The organism is Microbacterium sp. 16-032, assembly GCF_041079455.1.
Lineage (GTDB): Bacteria > Actinomycetota > Actinomycetes > Actinomycetales > Microbacteriaceae > Microbacterium > Microbacterium testaceum_A.
In genome coordinates this window covers 392,324-409,897 of sequence record NZ_JBFYGQ010000001.1, presented here as the reverse complement: position 1 = coordinate 409,897, position 17,574 = coordinate 392,324, and the positions used below count along the sequence as shown (strand labels likewise).

The following is a 17,574-nucleotide window of genomic DNA, read 5'->3' as shown; positions in this document are numbered from 1 at the left end:
TGTTCTGGACACTCACGGAGGGGGCGGGCGGCGGCGCGTACCGCGCCCGCAGCGCGTTACAGCGCGTCGACCACCTGCGACGCGAGGCCCGCGTACGCGGCGGGGGTCAGCGCGAGCAGGCGCTCTTTCGCGGCGTCGCCGATGTCGAGGCCGCGCACGAACTCCGCGAGCTCGGGGCCGCCGACGCGGCGTCCGCGCGTGAGGTCCTTCAGCAGCGCGTAGGGGTCGGTGATCTGCGAGCGACCCGCGGCGATCTCCGCGCGCACGACGGTCTGGATCGCCTCGGCGAGCACTTCCCAGTTCACGTCGAGGTCGGCCAGCAGCACGTCTTCGGCGAGCGAGATCTCGGTCAGGCCCCGCTGCAGGTTGTCGAGCGCGAGCAGCGAGTGTCCGAAGGCGACGCCGATGTTGCGCTGCGTGGTCGAGTCGGTGAGGTCGCGCTGCATGCGGCTGGTGACGAGGGTGGATGCCAGGGTGCTGAACAACCCGCCGGCGATCTCGAGATTCGCCTCGGCGTTCTCGAAGCGGATCGGGTTGATCTTGTGCGGCATCGTCGACGAACCGGTGGCTCCCGCGACGGGGATCTGCGTGAAGTAGCCCAGCGAGATGTAGGTCCAGATGTCGGTGGCGAGGTTGTGCAGGATGCCGCCCGCGTGACGCGCGCGGTCGTACAGCTCGACCTGCCAGTCGTGCGACTCGATCTGCGTGGTGACCGGGTTGAAGCCCAGGCCGAGCGACTCGATGAACGCGCGCGTCAGCTCGGGCCAGTCGACGTCGGGCTCGGCGGCGACGTGCGCCGACCAGGTTCCGGTGGCCCCCGAGAACTTGGCGAGGTACTCCCCGGCATCCAGCTGACGGATGACGCGCTCGAGGCGCCACGCGAACACGCCGATCTCTTTGCCCATGGTCGTGGGCGTGGCCGGCTGCCCGTGCGTGCGCGAGAGCATCGCGGCGTCGCGGTGCTGCGTCGCGAGCTCGGCGAGGGCGGCGGTGACCGAGCGGAGCTTCGGCAGCCACACGCGCTCGACCGCGCGCTGCACGGTGAGGGCGTAGGCGGTGGAGTTGATGTCTTCGCTGGTGCACGCGAAGTGGGTCAGCTCGGCGAGGGCGGTGAGGCCCAGGGTGTCGAGGCGGTCGCGCACGAGGTACTCGACGGCCTTGACGTCGTGGCGGGTGACCGCTTCTTTCTCTTTCAGCCACGCGATCTCGTCGGCGCCGAACTCCTCGTAGAGGGCGCGCAGGCGCGTGCGGTCGGCGTCGGAGACGGGCGAGGTGCCGAACAGCGAGCGGTCGGTCAGGGCGAGCAGCCACTCGACCTCGACCTCGACGCGGGCGCGGTTGAGACCGGCCTCCGACAGGTAGTCGCCGAGGTCCGCGACGGTGGCGAAGTACCGTCCGTCGAGCGGGCTGAGGGGCTGCGGGGGCAGAGAGGACACGGGTCTCCCGGGGGTTGCGCGAACGGGTCAGCCCGCGGAACGGATGGCGGGCTCGAGCTGTCGGAACAGGGCCCTGCTGGCGCGTTCGATCATACCGAGCACCTCGTCGAACATCGGGGCCCCGGCGTAGTACGGGTCGGGGACATCGAGGGTCTCGGCATCCGGAAGGAAGGACTGCAGCAGGGCGATCTTGTCGGCGTCGTCGTCGTCGCGCGCCCACCCGCGCAGCACGCGCTCGTGGCTGCGGTCGAGGGCGACGACGAGGTCGTTGCGCTCGAAGTCGGCGTACTGGAACTGCCGGGCGCGGTGCGAGGAGCCGTCGTAGCCCAGGCGGTCGAGAGCCGCGAGGGTGCGGTGGTCGGCGCGCTCGCCGACGTGCCAGTCGCCGGTGCCGGCCGAACTCGACGCGATGTGCGCCCCGAGGCCCGAGGTGTCGGCGATACGGCGGAACACGACGTCGGCCATCGGCGAGCGGCAGATGTTGCCACTGCATACGAACACGACGCGGAACGGCGCGTCGGGGTTCGCGGTCATCCCCCCATCATGGCGGTGATGGGCCTCGAACGCATCAGCGGCGTTCGCGCTCCTCGCGCCGCGGACGCAGGATGCCGCCCAGGACGGCGTTGATGATGCCGATGAGCAGCGCCGCCACGACCGTCAACCAGAACTCGCCGGTGCGCAGGCCCCAGTCCCAGTTCTCGGTGATGACGCCCGTGAGCCACAGCAGGAAACCGTTGATGATCAGCGAGATGAGCCCGAGCGTCAGGATGTAGAGCGGGATCGCGACGATCTTGACGACGGTGCCGATGATCGTGTTGACCAGCGCGAAGATGAGCCCGACCACGAGCAGCGTGAGCAGGACCTGGAACCACTCGCCCGGGGCGAAGGGGATGAGCCGCAGCTGCAGGGCGGGCAGCAGAGTGACGATCCAGATGGCGAAGGCGTTGACGGCGACGCGGACGACGAAGCGCATGCCCCCATCGTGGCACGCACCCGCCGTCGCGCCACGGGGTTGTGGAGAACGCCCCGCGCGCTCGAGGCCTGGGGAGGACTCGCCGGGGGAGATGCCCCCGAAAGTGGGACTGACGCGCACGGCGGGCCCCGGTTAGGCTCGCGGGGTGAGTGAAGAGCCGGTCCTGCCCCGTATCCGCCCCGAGATCGCCGCGCTGCCCGCGTACCGGCAGGGACGACAGGCCAGCCCCGACGCCTTCAAGCTCTCCAGCAACGAGAACCCCTTCGAGCCGCTTCCCGGCGTCCTCGACGCGGTCGTCGCCGCGGGAGCCTTCAACAGATACCCGGATGCCACGGCCGCCCGCCTGCGCGAACGCCTGGCCGCGCGGTATGGCGTCTCGCCCGACGAGGTGCACGTCGGAGCCGGCAGCGTCTCGGTGCTGGCGCAGCTCCTGCTGGCGACCTCGGGCCCCGGCGACGAGGTCGTCTACGCCTGGCGCTCGTTCGAGGCCTACCCCTCGCTCGTCGCGGTTGCCGGGGCGAAGAGCGTGCAGGTGCCGTTGACCGCCGATTCTCGTCACGACCTCCCCGCGATGGCCGCCGCCGTCACCGAGCGCACGCGCCTGGTGATCGTGTGCAGCCCCAACAACCCCACGGGGCCGACCGTCGGTTACGACGAGTTCGCCGCGTTCGTCGACGCCGTGCCGCGCGACGTGCTCATCGTCCTCGACGAGGCCTACGCCGAATTCGTGACCGACCCCGCGTCGGTCGAGGGCAGTCGGGTGCGCGCGGTGCTCGGTCGCCCGAACGTCGTCGTCCTGCGCACCTTCTCGAAGGCGTACGGGCTCGCGGGTCTGCGTATCGGCTACGCGATCGGCCACACCGGGGTGCTCGATGCCTCGCGCAGCACCGCCATCCCGCTGTCGGTCACGGCGGCCGGAGAGGCCGCGGCGATCGCGAGCCTCGATGCCGAGAGCGAGCTGCTGCACCGCGTGAAGGTCATCGCCGAGCGACGCGACCGCCTCGTCGGCCGCCTTCGCGAGGCCGGGTGGGACGTCCCCGACGCCCAGGGCAACTTCGTGTGGCTCGCCGCCGGCGATCGCACGGTCGAGGTCGCCACCGCTTTCGAAGAGGCCGGGCTCATCGTGCGTCCGTTCCCGGGCGACGGCATCCGCATCTCGATCGGCGAAGAGGAGTCGCTCGACCGCGTGGTCGAGGTCGCCGCGGCCACCGCCCCACACTGATCCGCGGCGGCGCCTTTGTCGACAACGAACGCCGAATCACGGCATCCGTTGTGCACCTCATGCGGTCTCGCGCATGGGTCGCGCGTTAGCGTGGGTTCATGACCCCGCTCGACGACCCCGCTCTCGTGCGCGTTCTGGCAGCCGACGGCACGCTGGCCCCCACGCCCGCCGCCGAGCGCTACCTGCCGCTCATCGACGCCCTGACCGACGCCGAACTCGAGACCTTCTACCGCGACATGGTCTCGATCCGCGCGTTCGACGTGCAGGCCACCAACCTGCAGCGCCAGGGGCAGCTCGCCCTGTGGCCGCCGTCCTTCGGGCAAGAGGCGGCGCAGGTCGGCTCCGCTCGCGCGGCCCGCGCGCAGGACCACGTCTTCCCCTCGTATCGCGAGCACGTGGTCACCCGCATCCGCGGCGTCGACCCGCTCGACATCATCCGCCTCATGCGCGGACTCACCCACGGCGGGTGGGACCCGACAGACCCCAAAAACGGCAACACGCACATCTACACGCTCGTGCTCGGTGCGCAGACGCTGCACGCCACGGGCCTGGCGATGGGCCTGGTGTTCGACGGCAAGAGCGGCAGCGGCGACCCCGAGCGCGACGAAGCCGTGATCGTCTACTACGGCGACGGCGCCTCGAGCCAGGGCGACGTGCACGAGGCGATGGTCTTCGCCGCGAGCTTCCAGACCCCCGAGGTGTTCTTCCTGCAGAACAACCAGTGGGCCATCTCGGTGCCGGTCGCGACGCAGTCGCGCTCGCCGCTGTACAAGCGCGGTGAGGGCTACGGCATCCCGAGCCTCCAGGTCGACGGAAACGACGTGCTCGCGAGCTACGCCGTGTCGAAGGTCGCCCTCGACGAGGCGCGCGCAGGCGGCGGCCCCCGCGCGATCGAGGCGATGACGTACCGCATGGGCGCGCACACGACCAGCGACGACCCCACCAAGTACCGCACCTCCGACGAAGAGAAGGCGTGGGCCGGGCGCGACCCGATCGCCCGCATGCGCGCCTACCTCGAGGGACGCGGCGCCTCGCAGCAGTTCTTCGACGACGCGGATGCCGAGGGAGCAGCCCTCGCCGACGACGTGCGCGTACGCACGAACGAGCTCGGCGGCATCCCGCGCGTGCACATGTTCGAGAGCGTCTACTCCGAGGCTCACGCGCTGATCGCCGAGGAGCAGCGCTGGCTCGACGACTACGAGAACTCGATGGAAGGGGGCGCGCAGTGACCGACAACATGCCGATCAGCCGCGCGCTGAACGCCGGACTCCGCCGCGCGCTCGAGACCGACGACCGCGTGCTGCTCATGGGTGAGGACATCGGCCCGCTCGGCGGCGTCTTCCGCGTGACCGAGGGCCTGCAGAAGGACTTCGGTCCGCGCCGGGTCATCGACTCCCCGCTCGCGGAATCGGGGATCGTCGGCACCGCGATCGGCCTCGCGATGGGCGGCTTCACGCCCGTGCTCGAGATCCAGTTCGACGGCTTCGTCTTCCCCGCCTTCGACCAGATCACCTCGCAGCTCGCGAAGATCACGAACCGCCACGAGGGCGCGGTGCGCATGCCCGTCGTCATCCGAATCCCCTACGGCGGACACATCGGCGCGGTCGAGCACCACCAGGAGAGCCCCGAGGCGTACTTCACGCACACGGCGGGGCTCCGGGTGGTCAGCCCCTCGAACGCGAACGACGCCTACTGGATGATCCAGCAGGCGATCGAGTCGCCCGACCCCATCGTCTTCCTCGAGCCGAAGGCCAAGTATTGGCAGAAGGGCGAGGTCGACCTTGAGGCCCCCGCGCTGCCGCTGCACGCGAGCCGGATCGTCCGCCGCGGCACCGACGTCACGCTCGTCGGTCACGGCGCGATGGTGACGACCCTGCTGCAGGCCGCCGCTCTCGCCGAGAGCGAGGGCACGAGCTGCGAGGTCATCGACCTGCGTTCGCTCTCGCCCGTCGACTACGGCCCCCTGCTCGACTCGGTGCGCCGCACCGGCCGCATGGTCTACGCGCAGGAGGCGCCGGGCTTCACCTCGCTCGGCTCCGAGATCGCCGCGACCGTCATGGAGAAAGCCTTCTTCGCGCTCGAGGCGCCCGTGCTGCGGGTGTCGGGGTTCGACGTGCCCTTCCCGCCCGCGAAGCTCGAGGGCACCTATCTGCCCGACGCCGACCGCATCCTCGAGGCCGTCGACCGGTCTCTGGCGTACTGATCCGCTCTTCCTCTCCCCGCCATGAACCGCGAGACTGCAACTCGCTGACGAATCCGCGACAGCCTGTCACCGTTTCGTCAGCGAGATGACGTCTCGCGAGCAAAGGACACCACCGTGACCGAGCAGACCTTCGTTCTCCCCGACGTCGGAGAAGGCCTCACCGAGGCCGAGATCGTGCAGTGGCGCGTCGCGCCGGGTGACACCGTCGCCGTCAACGACGTGATCGTCGAGATCGAGACGGCCAAGTCGCTCGTCGAGCTGCCCTCGCCCTACTCGGGCACGGTGGGCGAGTTGCTGGCATCCGAGGGCTCCACCGTCGAGGTCGGCGCCCCGATCATCACGATCGGATCGGCGGATGCCGGCACCCCGGCCCCCGCGGAACCGGTGAGCGTCCCCGAGCCCAGCGACCCCGGCGGGGCCGTGCTCGTCGGCTACGGCACGGGCGGTGCGGTGTCGTCGCGGCGGCGGAAGCCCGCCGAGCGCCCCGTGAAGGCGTCGGTCGGCGTCGTCGCCAAGCCCCCGATCCGCAAGCTCGCGCGCGACCTCGGTGTCGACCTCTCGGCCGTCACGCCCAGCGGACCCGCCGGCGAGGTGACCCGCGACGACGTCGTGAAGCACGCCGAGCAGGCCAGTGTCTTCCGCAACATCGAGACGCCCGCGTGGGGTGCCGTCCGCGAGGAGACGATCGCCGTGGCCACTCCCGCGGCGCCCGCCCCCGTGGCATCCGCTCCCTCCTCCGGCGCCCGCGAGGAGTCGATCCCCGTCCGCGGCGTCCGCAAGGCGACCGCCAACGCGATGACCTCGAGCGCGTACTCGGCGCCGCACGTGTCGGTGTGGGTCGACGTCGACGCCTCGCGCACGATGGAGCTCGTCAAGCGCCTCAAGGCCTCGCCCGACTTCGCCGACGTGAAGATCTCGCCGCTGCTCATCATGGCGCGCGCCGTGATCTGGGCCCTGCGCCGTACGCCGATGATCAACGCCGCGTGGGTCGACACGGAGGACGGCGCGCAGATCTCGGTGCGTCACTACGTCAACCTCGGCATCGCCGCGGCGACGCCGCGGGGCCTTCTCGTGCCGAACATCAAGGACGCGCAGTCGATGAACACGCGCGAGCTCGCCAAGGCACTCGAGCACCTCACCCTCACCGCGCGCGAGGGCAAGACCAGCCCCGCCGACCAGACCGGTGGCACGTTCACGATCACGAACATCGGTGTGTTCGGAGTGGATGCCGGGACCCCGATCATCAACCCGGGTGAGGCCGGCATCATCGCGCTCGGCGCGATCCGCCAGAAGCCGTGGGTCGTCGACGGCGAGGTGCGCCCCCGCTGGGTGACCACGGTCTCGGGCTCGTTCGATCACCGCGTGGTCGACGGCGACGGGATCTCGCGGTTCATCGCCGACGTGGCATCCGTGCTCGAGGAGCCGGCGCTGCTGCTGGACTGAGCGGCGCGCGCCACTGCCGGCGCGCAGGGGGCTCAGGGCAGCGAAGGGTGCTTTTCGACCGGGGTCGGCCGCGTGGGGATCAACAGGGCCAGCACCAGCGCGATCGCCGCGGCCCCGATGCCCATCAGGAACGACACCTGGAACGCCTGCGAGGTCGGGACGCGCGTCTCGCCCGAGCCGGTCGACAGCGTCGCGAGCACGACGCCGACGATCGCGGCGGCGGTGCTCGTGCCGAGGGAACGCGCGAGGGCGTTGAGGCCGTTCGAGGCGCCGGTCTCGCTCGGCGGCACGGCGCGCATGATGAGCATGGGCATGGCGGCATACCCGAACCCGATGCCGAAGCCGATCAGGATGTTCGCGACGACGAAGTGCCAGACCTCGGTCGAGAAGATCAGGCTGAAGCCGTAGGCGAGGATGAGCGAGATCGAGCCGGCCACGAGCAGCACACGGGGTCCGATCGTCCGGGCCAGGGTGCCCGAGATCGGCGAGAGCACCATCATCACCAGGCCCGAGGGCATGACCACGAGGCTCGCGGCCAGCAGTGACAGGCCGAGTCCGACGCCGGTCGCGACCGGAAGCTCGAGCATCTGCGGGTATGCGACGTTCGAGGTGAACAGGGCGAAACCCATGGCGACGGATGCCAGGTTGGTGAGCAGCACGGGGCGGCGCGCGGCGACGCGGAGGTCGAGCAGCGGGTTCTCGACGCGCAGCTCGTACCAGCCCCACACGAGCAGAACGAGGATGCCGCCGATGGCGAGGCCGAGCGTCAGCGGCGAGGTCCAGCCCCACGAGTTGCCGCGCGAGACCGCGAGCAGCACGCCGATCAGGCCGATCGCGAGGCCGACGGCGCCCAGGTAGTCGAAGCGCCCGGCGGTGCGCAGCACGCTGACGGGGACGATCCAGAGGATCAGCACGAAGACGATCGCGCCGAGGGCTCCGGCGATCCAGAACAGCCAGTGCCAGTCGGTGTTCTCGGCCACGAGGGCGCTGATCGGCAGGCCCAGGGCACCGCCGACGCCGAGCGTCGCGCTCATGAGGGCGATCGCGCTGTCGACGCGGTTCTCGTGCAGCACGTCGCGCATGATCGAGATGCCCAGCGGCACCACGCCCACCACGGCGCCCTGCAGCGCGCGGCCGATGATCATGCCGATGATCCCGGTCGACAGCGCCGCCACGACCGAGCCGAGCATCATCACGATTAGCAGCACGAGCACGATGCGGCGCTTGCCGTACATGTCGCCCAGGCGGCCCGCGATCGGGGTGATGACGGCGGCGGCGAGCAGCGTCGAGGTCACGACCCAGGCGGTGTCGTCACGCGAGGCGTTCAGCAGCTGCGGCAGCTGCGACTGGATCGGCACCACGAGGGTGAACATGAACGACGAGCACAAGCCCGCGAGGGCCAGAATCGCGACAACCAGACCCTGAGGGCTGTTCCGGGACAATCTCTTACGCGCGTTTTCATCCCGTGACATCACTGTCCAGGCTACGCCTCCGCCGTGAGCTCGCGGGTCGATGAGGCGTGCGATCATCGCCGATGCCTCGGTATCCACCCAATCGATTACTCCGCGTGACAGCCCGTTACCGGTCGTAACGCCTCGAATTCCGATCCCGGATGCCACGTGCTGACGTGGTCTCATGACTACTCGCCGCACCGCACGCCTGGCCACGATCCTCAGTGCTTCCGCCGCTGCCCTGATGCTGACCCTCACCGGGTGCGCCGGGGGTGCGGCATCCGGAGACGACTCCTCGCGCATCGTCCTCGGCGCCGACGACGGCAACGAGGCGCACTGGACGGTGCTGAAGCAGAAGCTCGCCGACGAGGGCATCGACCTCGAGGTGCGCACCATCAACGACGGCGTGCAGCTCAACCAGGGCGTGCAGGACGGCGAGCTCGACGTGAACCTCTTCCAGCACCTCATCTACCTGTCGCAGTTCAACGTCGAGAACAACGGCTCGCTCGTTCCGGTCGGTGCGACGGCGGTGTACCCGCTCGCGCTGTACTCCGAGAAGTACCAGGACGTGAAGGACCTGCCCGAGGGCGCGAAGGTCGCCATCCCCAACAATCCGACCAACCTCGCCCGCGGTCTGCTCAACCTGCAGACGGCGGGGCTGTTGACGCTCAAGGACGGCGGCACCGCCTTCTCGACGCCGGCCGACATCGTCTCGACCAAGGTCGAGCTGCTGCCCGTCGACACGAACCAGACCGTCACCGCGCTCAAGGACGGCAGCGCCCAGGCCGCGATCGTCAACAACACGCAGGCGCAGAAGGGCGGGCTCGGCGACGAGCTCATCATCTTCAAGGAAGACCTGAACAACCCGCAGCTCGCTCCGTACATCAACGCGTTCGTCACGCGCGACGACAAGAAGGACGACCCGCGCTGGGCCAAGCTCGTCGAGGCGTACCACTCGACCGAGGTCGAGGCGGCGGTCACCGAGCTGAACCAGGGCAACCTGCAGTTCAAGACCGAGTGGACCGGCGCGCAGCTGCAGGACGAGCTGACGAGCCTCGAAGACGCCCTCAAGGCCCAGAAGGGATGACCGCGGTCATCGAGCTGCGGGGCGTCACGAAGAGCTTCCGCACCGATCGCCGCACCTCCACCACCGCCGTCGACGACGTGTCGCTGTCGGTCGAGGAGGGGTCGATCGTCGGGGTGATCGGATACTCCGGCGCCGGCAAGTCCACCCTCGTCCGGCTGCTCAACGGGCTCGAGCAGCCGACGTCCGGCACCGTCAAGGTGCTGGGAGTGAACGTGGGGGATGCCACGGAGGCGAAGCTCCGCGACCTGCGACGCCGCGTGGGCATGATCTTCCAGCAGTTCAACCTGTTCACCTCGCGCACGGTGGCGGCCAATGTCGCCTACCCGCTCAAGGTGGCGGGCTGGAAGAAGGCGGACCGCGACAAGCGCGTCGCCGAGCTGCTCGACTTCGTCGGCATCGGCGATAAGGCGAAGCAGTACCCGCGGCGCCTGTCGGGCGGGCAGAAGCAGCGCGTCGGCATCGCCCGCGCGATCGCAACGGACCCCCGGATCCTGCTCGCCGACGAGGCCACCAGCGCCCTCGACCCGCAGACCACGGCCGAGGTGCTCGACCTGCTGCGCGAGATCAATCGCCGCTTGGGCATCACCATCGTCGTCATCACGCACCAGATCTCGATCGTGCACGAGCTGTGCGATCAGGTGATCGTCATGGACGGCGGACGGGTCGTGGACAGCGGGGACACGTACCGCGTATTCGCCCACCCCCGCGCCGACCTCACGAAGCGCTTCGTGGCCGCCGTGACGCAGGGCGTGCCCTCGGGCGAGGCGCTGTCGGCGCTCGCCGCGGGCGGGGGAGAGCTCGTGAGCGTCGAGGTCAACGAGTTCTCGAGCGAGGACGTCTCGGCGGTGTTCCACCGCCACGGCGTCCGCCATTCCGTCGTCTACGGCGGGGTGACCGACGTCCTCGGCCGACAGCTCGGCACCCTGACCTATCGCGTGCACGCCGACGACCTCGGTGCGGTGGTCGCGGAACTGCGCGCGCACACCGACGTCGTCCTGCCGGCGAGGGAGGTGCGCTCGTGAACAAGTGGGACACCCTGACCCCGGTGCTGATCCAGTCGATCGGCGAGACCGTCTACATGGTGGCCGTCTCGCTGCTCATCTCGGGCGTCGCGGGACTCGTCATCGGGGCGTTGCTGTACGCGACGCGCCCCGGGAATCTCTTCGCGAACCGGGCGGTCTTCGCGGTCGCGAACCTCGTGATCAACCTCATCCGGCCGATCCCGTTCATCATCTTCCTCACCGCCGTGGCCCCGGTCACGCGCGCGGTGACGGGGACGACCCTGGGAACGGATGCCGCGATCGTGCCCATCACGATCATGGCCACGGTCGTGATCGCCCGCGTCGTCGAACAGAACCTCGTGGCCGTCGACCCCGGGACCGTCGAGGCGGCCCGGGCCGTGGGCGCGCGCCGCATCGGCGTGCTCTTCGGCGTGGTCATTCCCGAGGCCCTCGCCCCGCTGATCCTCGGCTACACGTTCATGTTCATCGCGGTCGTCGACATGTCGGCGATGGCCGGGTACATCGGCGGCGGCGGACTCGGAAACTTCGCGATCATCTACGGCTATCAGCAGTTCAACCAGCAGGCGACGTGGGTGACGGTGGCGATCATCGTCGTCATCGTGCAGGCGGGCCAGCTGATCGGCAACGCGCTGGCGCACCGCGTTCTGCGCCGCTGACGGGGAGGGGCGCGGTGGCGGCGTGTCCGCCCCCGCGCTCCGCGCGTGCCGAACAGCCCGCCTACCCTCGGAGGATGAGCCTCCCCCGCACACTCGCTCGCTGGCTGCTCGGTGCCGCACTCGTGTTCACCGGCACCGCGCATCTGACCTTCGCCCGCGACGCGTTCGTCGCTCAGGTGCCCGCGTGGCTTCCGCTTCCGGTCGACGTGACGGTCGTGGCATCCGGGGTCGTCGAGATCGCCCTCGGACTCGCCCTCCTCGTCCTCGGCCGCTGGCGCGTCGCGGTCGGCTGGATCGTCGCGGCCTTCTTCGTCGCGATCTTCCCCGGCAACATCGAGCAGTTCGTCCGGGGCACAGACGCCTTCGGCCTCGACACCGACCTCGCCCGCGGCATCCGCCTGCTCTTCCAGCCCGTGCTGGTGATCTGGGCGCTGTGGTCGACCGGGGCGTGGAAGGCCTGGCGCACGCGCCGACGAGTTCGCTGAGCCGCATCCCACATCCCGCGCCCCCTCTGGGCCCCGGCACCCCCTGTTGAGTGTTCAAAACACCCGGGCGATTTTCAAATCCGTCCGGGTGTTTTAGACACTCAGCGGGGTCGACCCCGCCCCACCGAGCGCACCCGGTATCGATTTCGTCTCGGCATTTCCCACCCGCGCATCCTGCATTCGTAATCCGTCCAGGTGCATTCGGTGCGGTCGGGCGACCTGCATTCCCCTGAATAGACTCGCGAGGTTGTCCACACGGGGGAGGGGGAATCCATGCGATTCCGGAATGCAGTGGTCCGAACGAAGGCGGCGGTGGCCGCGTGACGAATGCGACGCCGGGGTGGTACCCCGACACCGAGACTCCCGGTCGCCTGCGCTGGTGGGACGGCCGCCAGTGGACGAACGACTTCACCCCGCTGCCGCCCGCGCCGACCGTGACCACCGCCCCTCCGCCGGCGGCACCGGGCGCGGCGCGCCCCTGGTTCTCGCGCGTTCCGATGTGGGGCCGGATCGTGGCCGGCCTCGTCCTGCTCGTGGCGCTGTGGCTGCTCGCCCCGTTCGTCGCAATGGTCGCCCTCGTGGTGCTCGTCACCGGGATCGTCTCGCTCGCGCGCAACACCCCGACCTGGCTGCGGTTCCGCTCGCGCTCCAGCGCCGCGATCTGGACGGTCGCCGCCGTCGTCGCCTTCGCGGTCGCGGGAGGCATCACGGGGGCCACCTCTCCGAAGCACGCGACCCCGGTCGCCCAGGCGGTGCCGGCCGCGGCGGCTTCTCCGACGCCGTCGCCCACTCCCACGGCATCCGCCACCCCCTTCGCCGACGATCAGGCCGCGCTCGCCGCGTTCGCGGGACAGCCGGGTACCGTCGCCGACGCCTCGGCGACCACCGACAAGACAGCGCTCTCGGTGCTCGAGAACCTCGCTGTGAAGGGACGCGCGCCCAAGACCGGGTACGACCGCGCCCAGTTCGGGCAGCGCTGGCTCGACGTCGACCGCAACGGATGCGACACCCGCAACGACATCCTCGGCCGCGACCTGAAGGATGCCGTGCGCTCCGGAACCTGCCGACTGACCGGCGGCACGCTCGCCGACCCGTACACGGGGCGGAGCATCGCCTTCGTCCGCGGCCAGGGCACCTCGGAGCTCGTGCAGATCGACCACGTTGTCGCGCTGTCCGACGCGTGGCAGAAGGGCGCGCAGCAGCTCACCGCCGACCAGCGCGCCAGCTTTGCCAACGACCCCCTCAACCTGCTCGCCGTCGACCGCGCGGCCAACGCGCAGAAGAGCGACGGCGATGCCGCCACCTGGCTCCCCGCGCAGAAGAGCTACCGCTGCACCTACGTGGCCGCGCAGATCGCGGTCAAGGCCACCTACGGGCTGTGGGTGACCGAGGCCGAGCGCGATGCGATGAAGGGGGTGCTCGAGGCGTGTCCCGATCAGCTCGTGCCGACCTCGGCTTTCGCCGCTCCGGCGCCGGCCCCGGTCGTAGAACCCGAGCCGGTCGTCGCTCCCGTCGTCGCGCCCGAGCCGGCCCCGGCGCAGCCTCAGCCCGCTCCCGCCGAGCCCGCGCCGGCGCCGCCCGCAGAGGACGCGTACTACGCCAACTGCGACGCCGTTCGCGCGGCGGGCAAGGCGCCCCTGTATCGGGACCAGCCGGGTTACCGGTCGAAGCTGGACCGCGACAACGACGGCGTGGCCTGCGAGTGATGAGCGCGCCGCTCACCCGCTGAACGCCTGAGACGCGCCGCTCCCTTATCGGGGGCGGCGCGTCTCTCACGGTCGGCAGAGGGGCGGATGCCATGGCCCCGGGCCCGGGCCGGGCGAGACCGGCCGTGATTCCTGCTCAGGCGGAGGCGGACCCGCGCGTCAGCCCGAGGATGCAGCCCTCGACCGCGGCGACCCGCACCCGCTGGGTGTCGGCGTGCAACACGCTCTGGCTCACCGCCCCGACGTGGGCGGCGACGACCGCGCGCGTGAAGAGGGCGGGGTCGATCACCGGATGCAGGCCGATGCGCGAGAGGCACTCGACGAGCAGCGGCTGCAGCGTGTCGTGGAAGTGATCGGTGTGCGCGGTGAGCAGCATCCGGACCTCCTCGTCGTGACGCGCCCGCGTGATGAGCACCGAGCGGATCGCGTACCACTTCTCCTCGGGAGGGAGACCCTCGACGACGCCGCGCACGATGTCGTCGAGGGTCGGTTCGTCGCTGCTGCGGGCGTCGCCGAGCATGTCGCTGAGCAGTTCGAAGACCAGCTCGGCCTGCTGCTCGTAGACCGCGAAGAACACCTCGTCGACCGAGCGGAAGTTCGAGTAGAACGCCCCGCGCGTGTACCCCGCGCGCCGCGTGATGGCCTCGACGCTCACCGAGGTGCTGCCGGTCTCGTCGAAGATCGCTTCGGCGGCCGCGATCAGTGCGGTGCGGGTGCTGCTGCGGCGTCGCACGGGCTTCGGCGCCTCTGCGGGGGTGGTCGTCACGGGCTCCACGTTACGCAGCGGCGGCGCGGTTCACCTCGTCGAGGTAATCGACGACCGGGCGGACGGGGGCGAGGGTCAGGTCGGTGACGATGTGCGAGGCGCTGACGATCTCGCGCACGGGGAGGTCGGCCATCGGGGCGAGCGCGTGCTCGAAGAGTTGCAGGCGGGCGGGTCCGGTCCACGCCTCTTTCACGACGATGTCGGTGATCTCGGTGCGCACGAGGTGCGCCGCGCGCAGGCCCTGCGTGAAGACGTCGGGTACGAGCTTGACCATAAAGGTCGGCACCGTGATCTGCGCCTTCGCCTCGTCGAGGTCGAGCGGCTCCCACTTGTAGCCCATGGTGGCCGTGGCCACGCGCTCGCCGCCGCGATCGAGGGTGCCGACGAGGGCGCCCTGGTCGACGCGCAGGTCGGGGGTTCCGGTCACCTTCGGGTAGGCGCTGAGCTCTCGCCCCGACACGGTGGCGGCGAAGTTGTCGAGGTACATCGCGTGCAGGTACTCGCCGCGCTCGCCGTCGAGGGTGACGGGGATCGCCTGTCCCGACTCGACGTAGGGGCCGTAGCCGTCGACCTCGCCCATCTTCATGACCTCGAAGCGCACGAGCGGCTCGTCGATCTCGAGCGGCTCCGGAACCACGGCGCGCAACGCCTCGGCATCCGTTCGATAGACGACGTTGAAGTACTCGCGGTTCAGGAAGCGCGTGGCCCGCAGCGGGTAGACGGGGGCGGTCAGCGGCGTGGTGCCGCGGCGGAGGATCTCGAGGGGGTTCATCGGTCATCACCTGTTCAGTACGAAGTGTATTGAGTACAGTGTGTATCGAGAGATTCGCATCCGCAAGGCGACCCTCTGCTCCACGAGAGGAAACGACATGAGCGTCCAGCTGCCCCAGAACATCGCCACCCGACCCGTCACCGTGATCGGGGGTGGCACGCTCGGTCGTCGCATCGCGCTGATGTTCGCCAGCGGAGGGGCCGACGTGCGCATCTTCGATCTCGCGGATGCCGTGCGCTCCGCCGCCGTCGCCTACGTCGAACAGGCGCTGCCCTCGGTGGTGGCAGCCCGTGAGGGGGCCGTCGCCGGAACCGTGCAGGGCGCCGACGAGTTGGCATCCGCCGTCTCGAACGCCTGGCTCGTCGTCGAGGCCGTGCCGGAGCGCATCGAGCTGAAGACGTCGGTGTTCGGCGACCTCGACCGCCTCGCGCCGGCGGACGCCATCCTCGCCAGCAACTCGTCGTCGTTCGCGTCGCGCCTGATGATCGACGAGGTCTCGGCGCCCGAGCGCGTGCTCAACATGCACTTCTACATGCCGCCGCAGCAGAATGCGGTCGACCTCATGAGCGACGGACAGACCGCGTCGGAGGTCATCGCCTTCCTGCAGGAGCAGCTCCCGAACTTCGGGGTCTTCCCGTTCGTCGCCCGCCAGGAGTCGACCGGCTTCATCTTCAACCGCATCTGGGCCGCCATCAAGCGCGAGGCCCTCGCGGTCGTCGCCGACGGCGTCTCGACCCCCGAAGACGTCGACGCGATGTGGCGGGTCAACTCCGGCGCCCCGGCGGGCCCGTTCCAGATGATGGACCAGGTCGGCCTCGACGTCGTGCTCGACATCGAGCAGCACTACGCCGACGAGAACCCGCACCTGCCCGAGGGTCCGCGCGAGCTGTTGAAGAGCTACGTGGATGCCGGCCACCTGGGCGTGAAGTCGGGCCGCGGCTTCTACGACTACAGCGAGAAGACCGCCGCCGCCTGACCCGCGGGGCGTCAGGCGCGCGCGGCCTCGGCCTGCAGAACCTCGACCAGCACGTCGAGGCCGCGGTGGGCGTCGGCATCGCCGATCACGGCGGGCGGCACCACGTGCACGCGGTTGTCGGCGGTGAAGCCGAGCACGCCCTTCTCGAGCATCGCGGCCTTGATCGCGCCGATGCGTGCGGCGGCCAGAGGCTCGCGCGTGGCCTGGTCGGCGACGAGCTCAACGGCCCAGAACACGCCGCGACCGCGCACCTCGCCGACGAGCGGCGAGTCCTCGGCCAGCTGGCGCAGACGCGGGCCGATGACCTCCTCGCCGATGCGGCGAGCGTTCTCGATCACGCCCTCGTCGGCCATCGCCTGCTGAGCGGCGACGATGGATGCCGCGGCGAGCGGGTGACCCGAGTACGTCAAGCCACCGGGGAAGACGCGTTCGTCGAATACTGAGGCCACGGCATCCGAGATCGCCACTCCACCCACGGGGACGTAGCCCGAGTTCACGCCCTTCGCGAAAGTGATGAGGTCGGGCCGCACGTCGAACGCATCGAACGCGAACCACTCACCCGTGCGGGCGAAGCCGGCCATGACCTCGTCGAGGATCAGCAGGATGCCGTAGCGGTCGGCGATCGCGCGGACGCCCTCGAGGTATCGGGGCGGGGGTACGAGCACGCCCGCGGTGCCGGGGATCGTCTCGAACAGGAACGCCGCGATCGTGTCGGGGCCCTCGGCCTGCACGGTGCGCTCGAGGTGGCGGAGGGCGCGCTCGCACTCCTGTTCGGGGGTCTCGGCCCAGAACTCCGAGCGGTAGAGGTAGGGGCCGAACACGTGCACGTGCCCGCGCGAGTACTCGTTCGGCATACGGCGCCAGTCGCCGGTCGCCACGATCGCCGACCCGGTGTTGCCGTGGTACGAGCGGTAGTGCGACACGATCTTGTCGCGACCCGTGGTCAGGCGGGCCATGCGGATGGCGTTCTCGTTGGCATCCGCCCCGCCATTGGTGAAGAAGACCTTCGAGAACCCCTCGGGGGTCCGCTCGAGGATGAGCTCGGCCGCGTGCGCGCGCGTCTCGTTCGCGTGTGCGGGAGCGACCGTGGTCAGCTGCGCCGCCTGCTCCTGGATCGCGGCGACGACCCGCGGATGCTGGTGCCCGATGTTGACGTTGACGAGCATGCTCGAGAAGTCGAGGTAGCGTCGGCCGTCGGCATCCCAGACCTCCACTCCCGAGCCCCCGGCGAGGGGGAGCGGTGCGAGCGAGCCCTGCGCCGACCACGAGTGGAAGACGCTCGTGCGGTCGCGGTCGCTGATCTCGGCGTTGCGGGGAGTCGAGAGGGGTGTCGGCATGCCTCCAGTGTGAAAGCGTCGCGCCGTGCCGGGGAGCGC

General features: G+C 70.1%; 17 protein-coding genes. 10 read left to right on the top strand and 7 right to left on the bottom strand.

Annotated elements, in window-relative coordinates:
• Positions 1-56: 56 nt before the first annotated feature.
• Genes purB through AB6V31_RS01820 form a run of 3 tightly spaced genes read right to left on the bottom strand, consistent with a single transcriptional unit; the run spans position 57 to position 2,409 of the window.
• Complete coding sequence (gene purB, locus AB6V31_RS01830; protein ID WP_056224831.1) at positions 57-1,436, bottom strand: adenylosuccinate lyase; 1,380 nt, start codon at positions 1,434-1,436, stop codon at positions 57-59.
• A 27-nt stretch (positions 1,437-1,463) separates the two neighbouring features.
• Positions 1,464-1,970 (bottom strand): low molecular weight protein-tyrosine-phosphatase, encoded by a 507-nt coding sequence (locus AB6V31_RS01825; protein WP_074694583.1) that lies wholly within the window; start codon positions 1,968-1,970, stop codon positions 1,464-1,466.
• Between the two features lie 34 nt (positions 1,971-2,004).
• Entirely contained in the window at positions 2,005-2,409 is a 405-nt protein-coding gene (locus tag AB6V31_RS01820) for a phage holin family protein (protein ID WP_369363671.1), read from the bottom strand.
• A gap of 145 nt (positions 2,410-2,554) precedes the next feature.
• Between AB6V31_RS01820 and AB6V31_RS01815 the strand changes: the two genes are divergently transcribed.
• From AB6V31_RS01815 to AB6V31_RS01800, 4 genes are all read left to right on the top strand, one after another.
• Positions 2,555-3,631: a histidinol-phosphate transaminase gene (locus tag AB6V31_RS01815; RefSeq protein ID WP_074694584.1), complete on the top strand. Its 1,077-nt coding sequence runs from the start codon at positions 2,555-2,557 to the stop codon at positions 3,629-3,631.
• Between the two features lie 98 nt (positions 3,632-3,729).
• The gene (locus tag AB6V31_RS01810; RefSeq protein ID WP_056224824.1) at positions 3,730-4,860 is read left to right on the top strand and encodes a thiamine pyrophosphate-dependent enzyme; all 1,131 of its coding nucleotides are present in this window, start codon (positions 3,730-3,732) and stop codon (positions 4,858-4,860) included.
• 8 nt (positions 4,861-4,868) lie between these two features.
• Positions 4,869-5,834: an alpha-ketoacid dehydrogenase subunit beta gene (locus AB6V31_RS01805; RefSeq protein WP_279367882.1), complete on the top strand. Its 966-nt coding sequence runs from the start codon at positions 4,869-4,871 to the stop codon at positions 5,832-5,834.
• A gap of 114 nt (positions 5,835-5,948) precedes the next feature.
• A complete protein-coding gene (locus AB6V31_RS01800; RefSeq protein WP_369363668.1) occupies positions 5,949-7,277 on the top strand; it encodes a dihydrolipoamide acetyltransferase family protein in 1,329 nt (442 codons plus the stop codon).
• A gap of 32 nt (positions 7,278-7,309) precedes the next feature.
• Here the strand turns inward: AB6V31_RS01800 and AB6V31_RS01795 are convergent, their stop codons facing one another.
• Complete coding sequence (locus AB6V31_RS01795) at positions 7,310-8,749, bottom strand: MFS transporter (RefSeq protein ID WP_369363666.1); 1,440 nt, start codon at positions 8,747-8,749, stop codon at positions 7,310-7,312.
• 163 nt (positions 8,750-8,912) lie between these two features.
• Between AB6V31_RS01795 and AB6V31_RS01790 the strand changes: the two genes are divergently transcribed.
• The 5 genes from AB6V31_RS01790 (at position 8,913) to AB6V31_RS01770 (ending at position 13,684) form a co-directional block, all read left to right on the top strand.
• Positions 8,913-9,815: a MetQ/NlpA family ABC transporter substrate-binding protein gene (locus AB6V31_RS01790; protein ID WP_268102754.1), complete on the top strand. Its 903-nt coding sequence runs from the start codon at positions 8,913-8,915 to the stop codon at positions 9,813-9,815.
• The gene (locus tag AB6V31_RS01785; protein ID WP_369363663.1) at positions 9,812-10,837 is read left to right on the top strand and encodes a methionine ABC transporter ATP-binding protein; all 1,026 of its coding nucleotides are present in this window, start codon (positions 9,812-9,814) and stop codon (positions 10,835-10,837) included. The genes AB6V31_RS01790 and AB6V31_RS01785 overlap by 4 nt, the downstream gene beginning before the upstream one ends.
• Entirely contained in the window at positions 10,834-11,493 is a 660-nt protein-coding gene (locus AB6V31_RS01780) for a methionine ABC transporter permease (protein ID WP_369363661.1), read from the top strand. The genes AB6V31_RS01785 and AB6V31_RS01780 overlap by 4 nt, the downstream gene beginning before the upstream one ends.
• A gap of 74 nt (positions 11,494-11,567) precedes the next feature.
• Positions 11,568-11,978, top strand: coding sequence for a hypothetical protein (locus tag AB6V31_RS01775; protein WP_056224811.1), 411 nt, complete (start codon positions 11,568-11,570; stop codon positions 11,976-11,978).
• Positions 11,979-12,298: 320 nt separating this feature from the next.
• Positions 12,299-13,684 carry a DUF1524 domain-containing protein gene (locus AB6V31_RS01770; protein WP_369363659.1) on the top strand — a complete coding sequence of 462 codons (1,386 nt, stop codon included), beginning with the start codon at positions 12,299-12,301 and terminating at the stop codon, positions 13,682-13,684.
• A gap of 136 nt (positions 13,685-13,820) precedes the next feature.
• Here AB6V31_RS01770 and AB6V31_RS01765 read toward each other — a convergent pair whose 3' ends face one another.
• Together AB6V31_RS01765 and AB6V31_RS01760 are read right to left on the bottom strand one after the other, a co-directional pair.
• A complete protein-coding gene (locus AB6V31_RS01765; RefSeq protein ID WP_369363657.1) occupies positions 13,821-14,450 on the bottom strand; it encodes a TetR/AcrR family transcriptional regulator in 630 nt (209 codons plus the stop codon).
• 10 nt (positions 14,451-14,460) lie between these two features.
• Positions 14,461-15,222 carry an acetoacetate decarboxylase gene (locus tag AB6V31_RS01760; protein WP_369363655.1) on the bottom strand — a complete coding sequence of 254 codons (762 nt, stop codon included), beginning with the start codon at positions 15,220-15,222 and terminating at the stop codon, positions 14,461-14,463.
• A 97-nt stretch (positions 15,223-15,319) separates the two neighbouring features.
• Between AB6V31_RS01760 and AB6V31_RS01755 the strand changes: the two genes are divergently transcribed.
• A complete protein-coding gene (locus AB6V31_RS01755) occupies positions 15,320-16,198 on the top strand; it encodes a 3-hydroxyacyl-CoA dehydrogenase family protein (RefSeq protein WP_369363653.1) in 879 nt (292 codons plus the stop codon).
• An 11-nt stretch (positions 16,199-16,209) separates the two neighbouring features.
• Here AB6V31_RS01755 and AB6V31_RS01750 read toward each other — a convergent pair whose 3' ends face one another.
• On the bottom strand, positions 16,210-17,535 hold the full coding sequence (locus AB6V31_RS01750) for an aspartate aminotransferase family protein (protein WP_369363651.1): 1,326 nt from the start codon (positions 17,533-17,535) through the stop codon (positions 16,210-16,212).
• Positions 17,536-17,574: the final 39 nt, after the last annotated feature.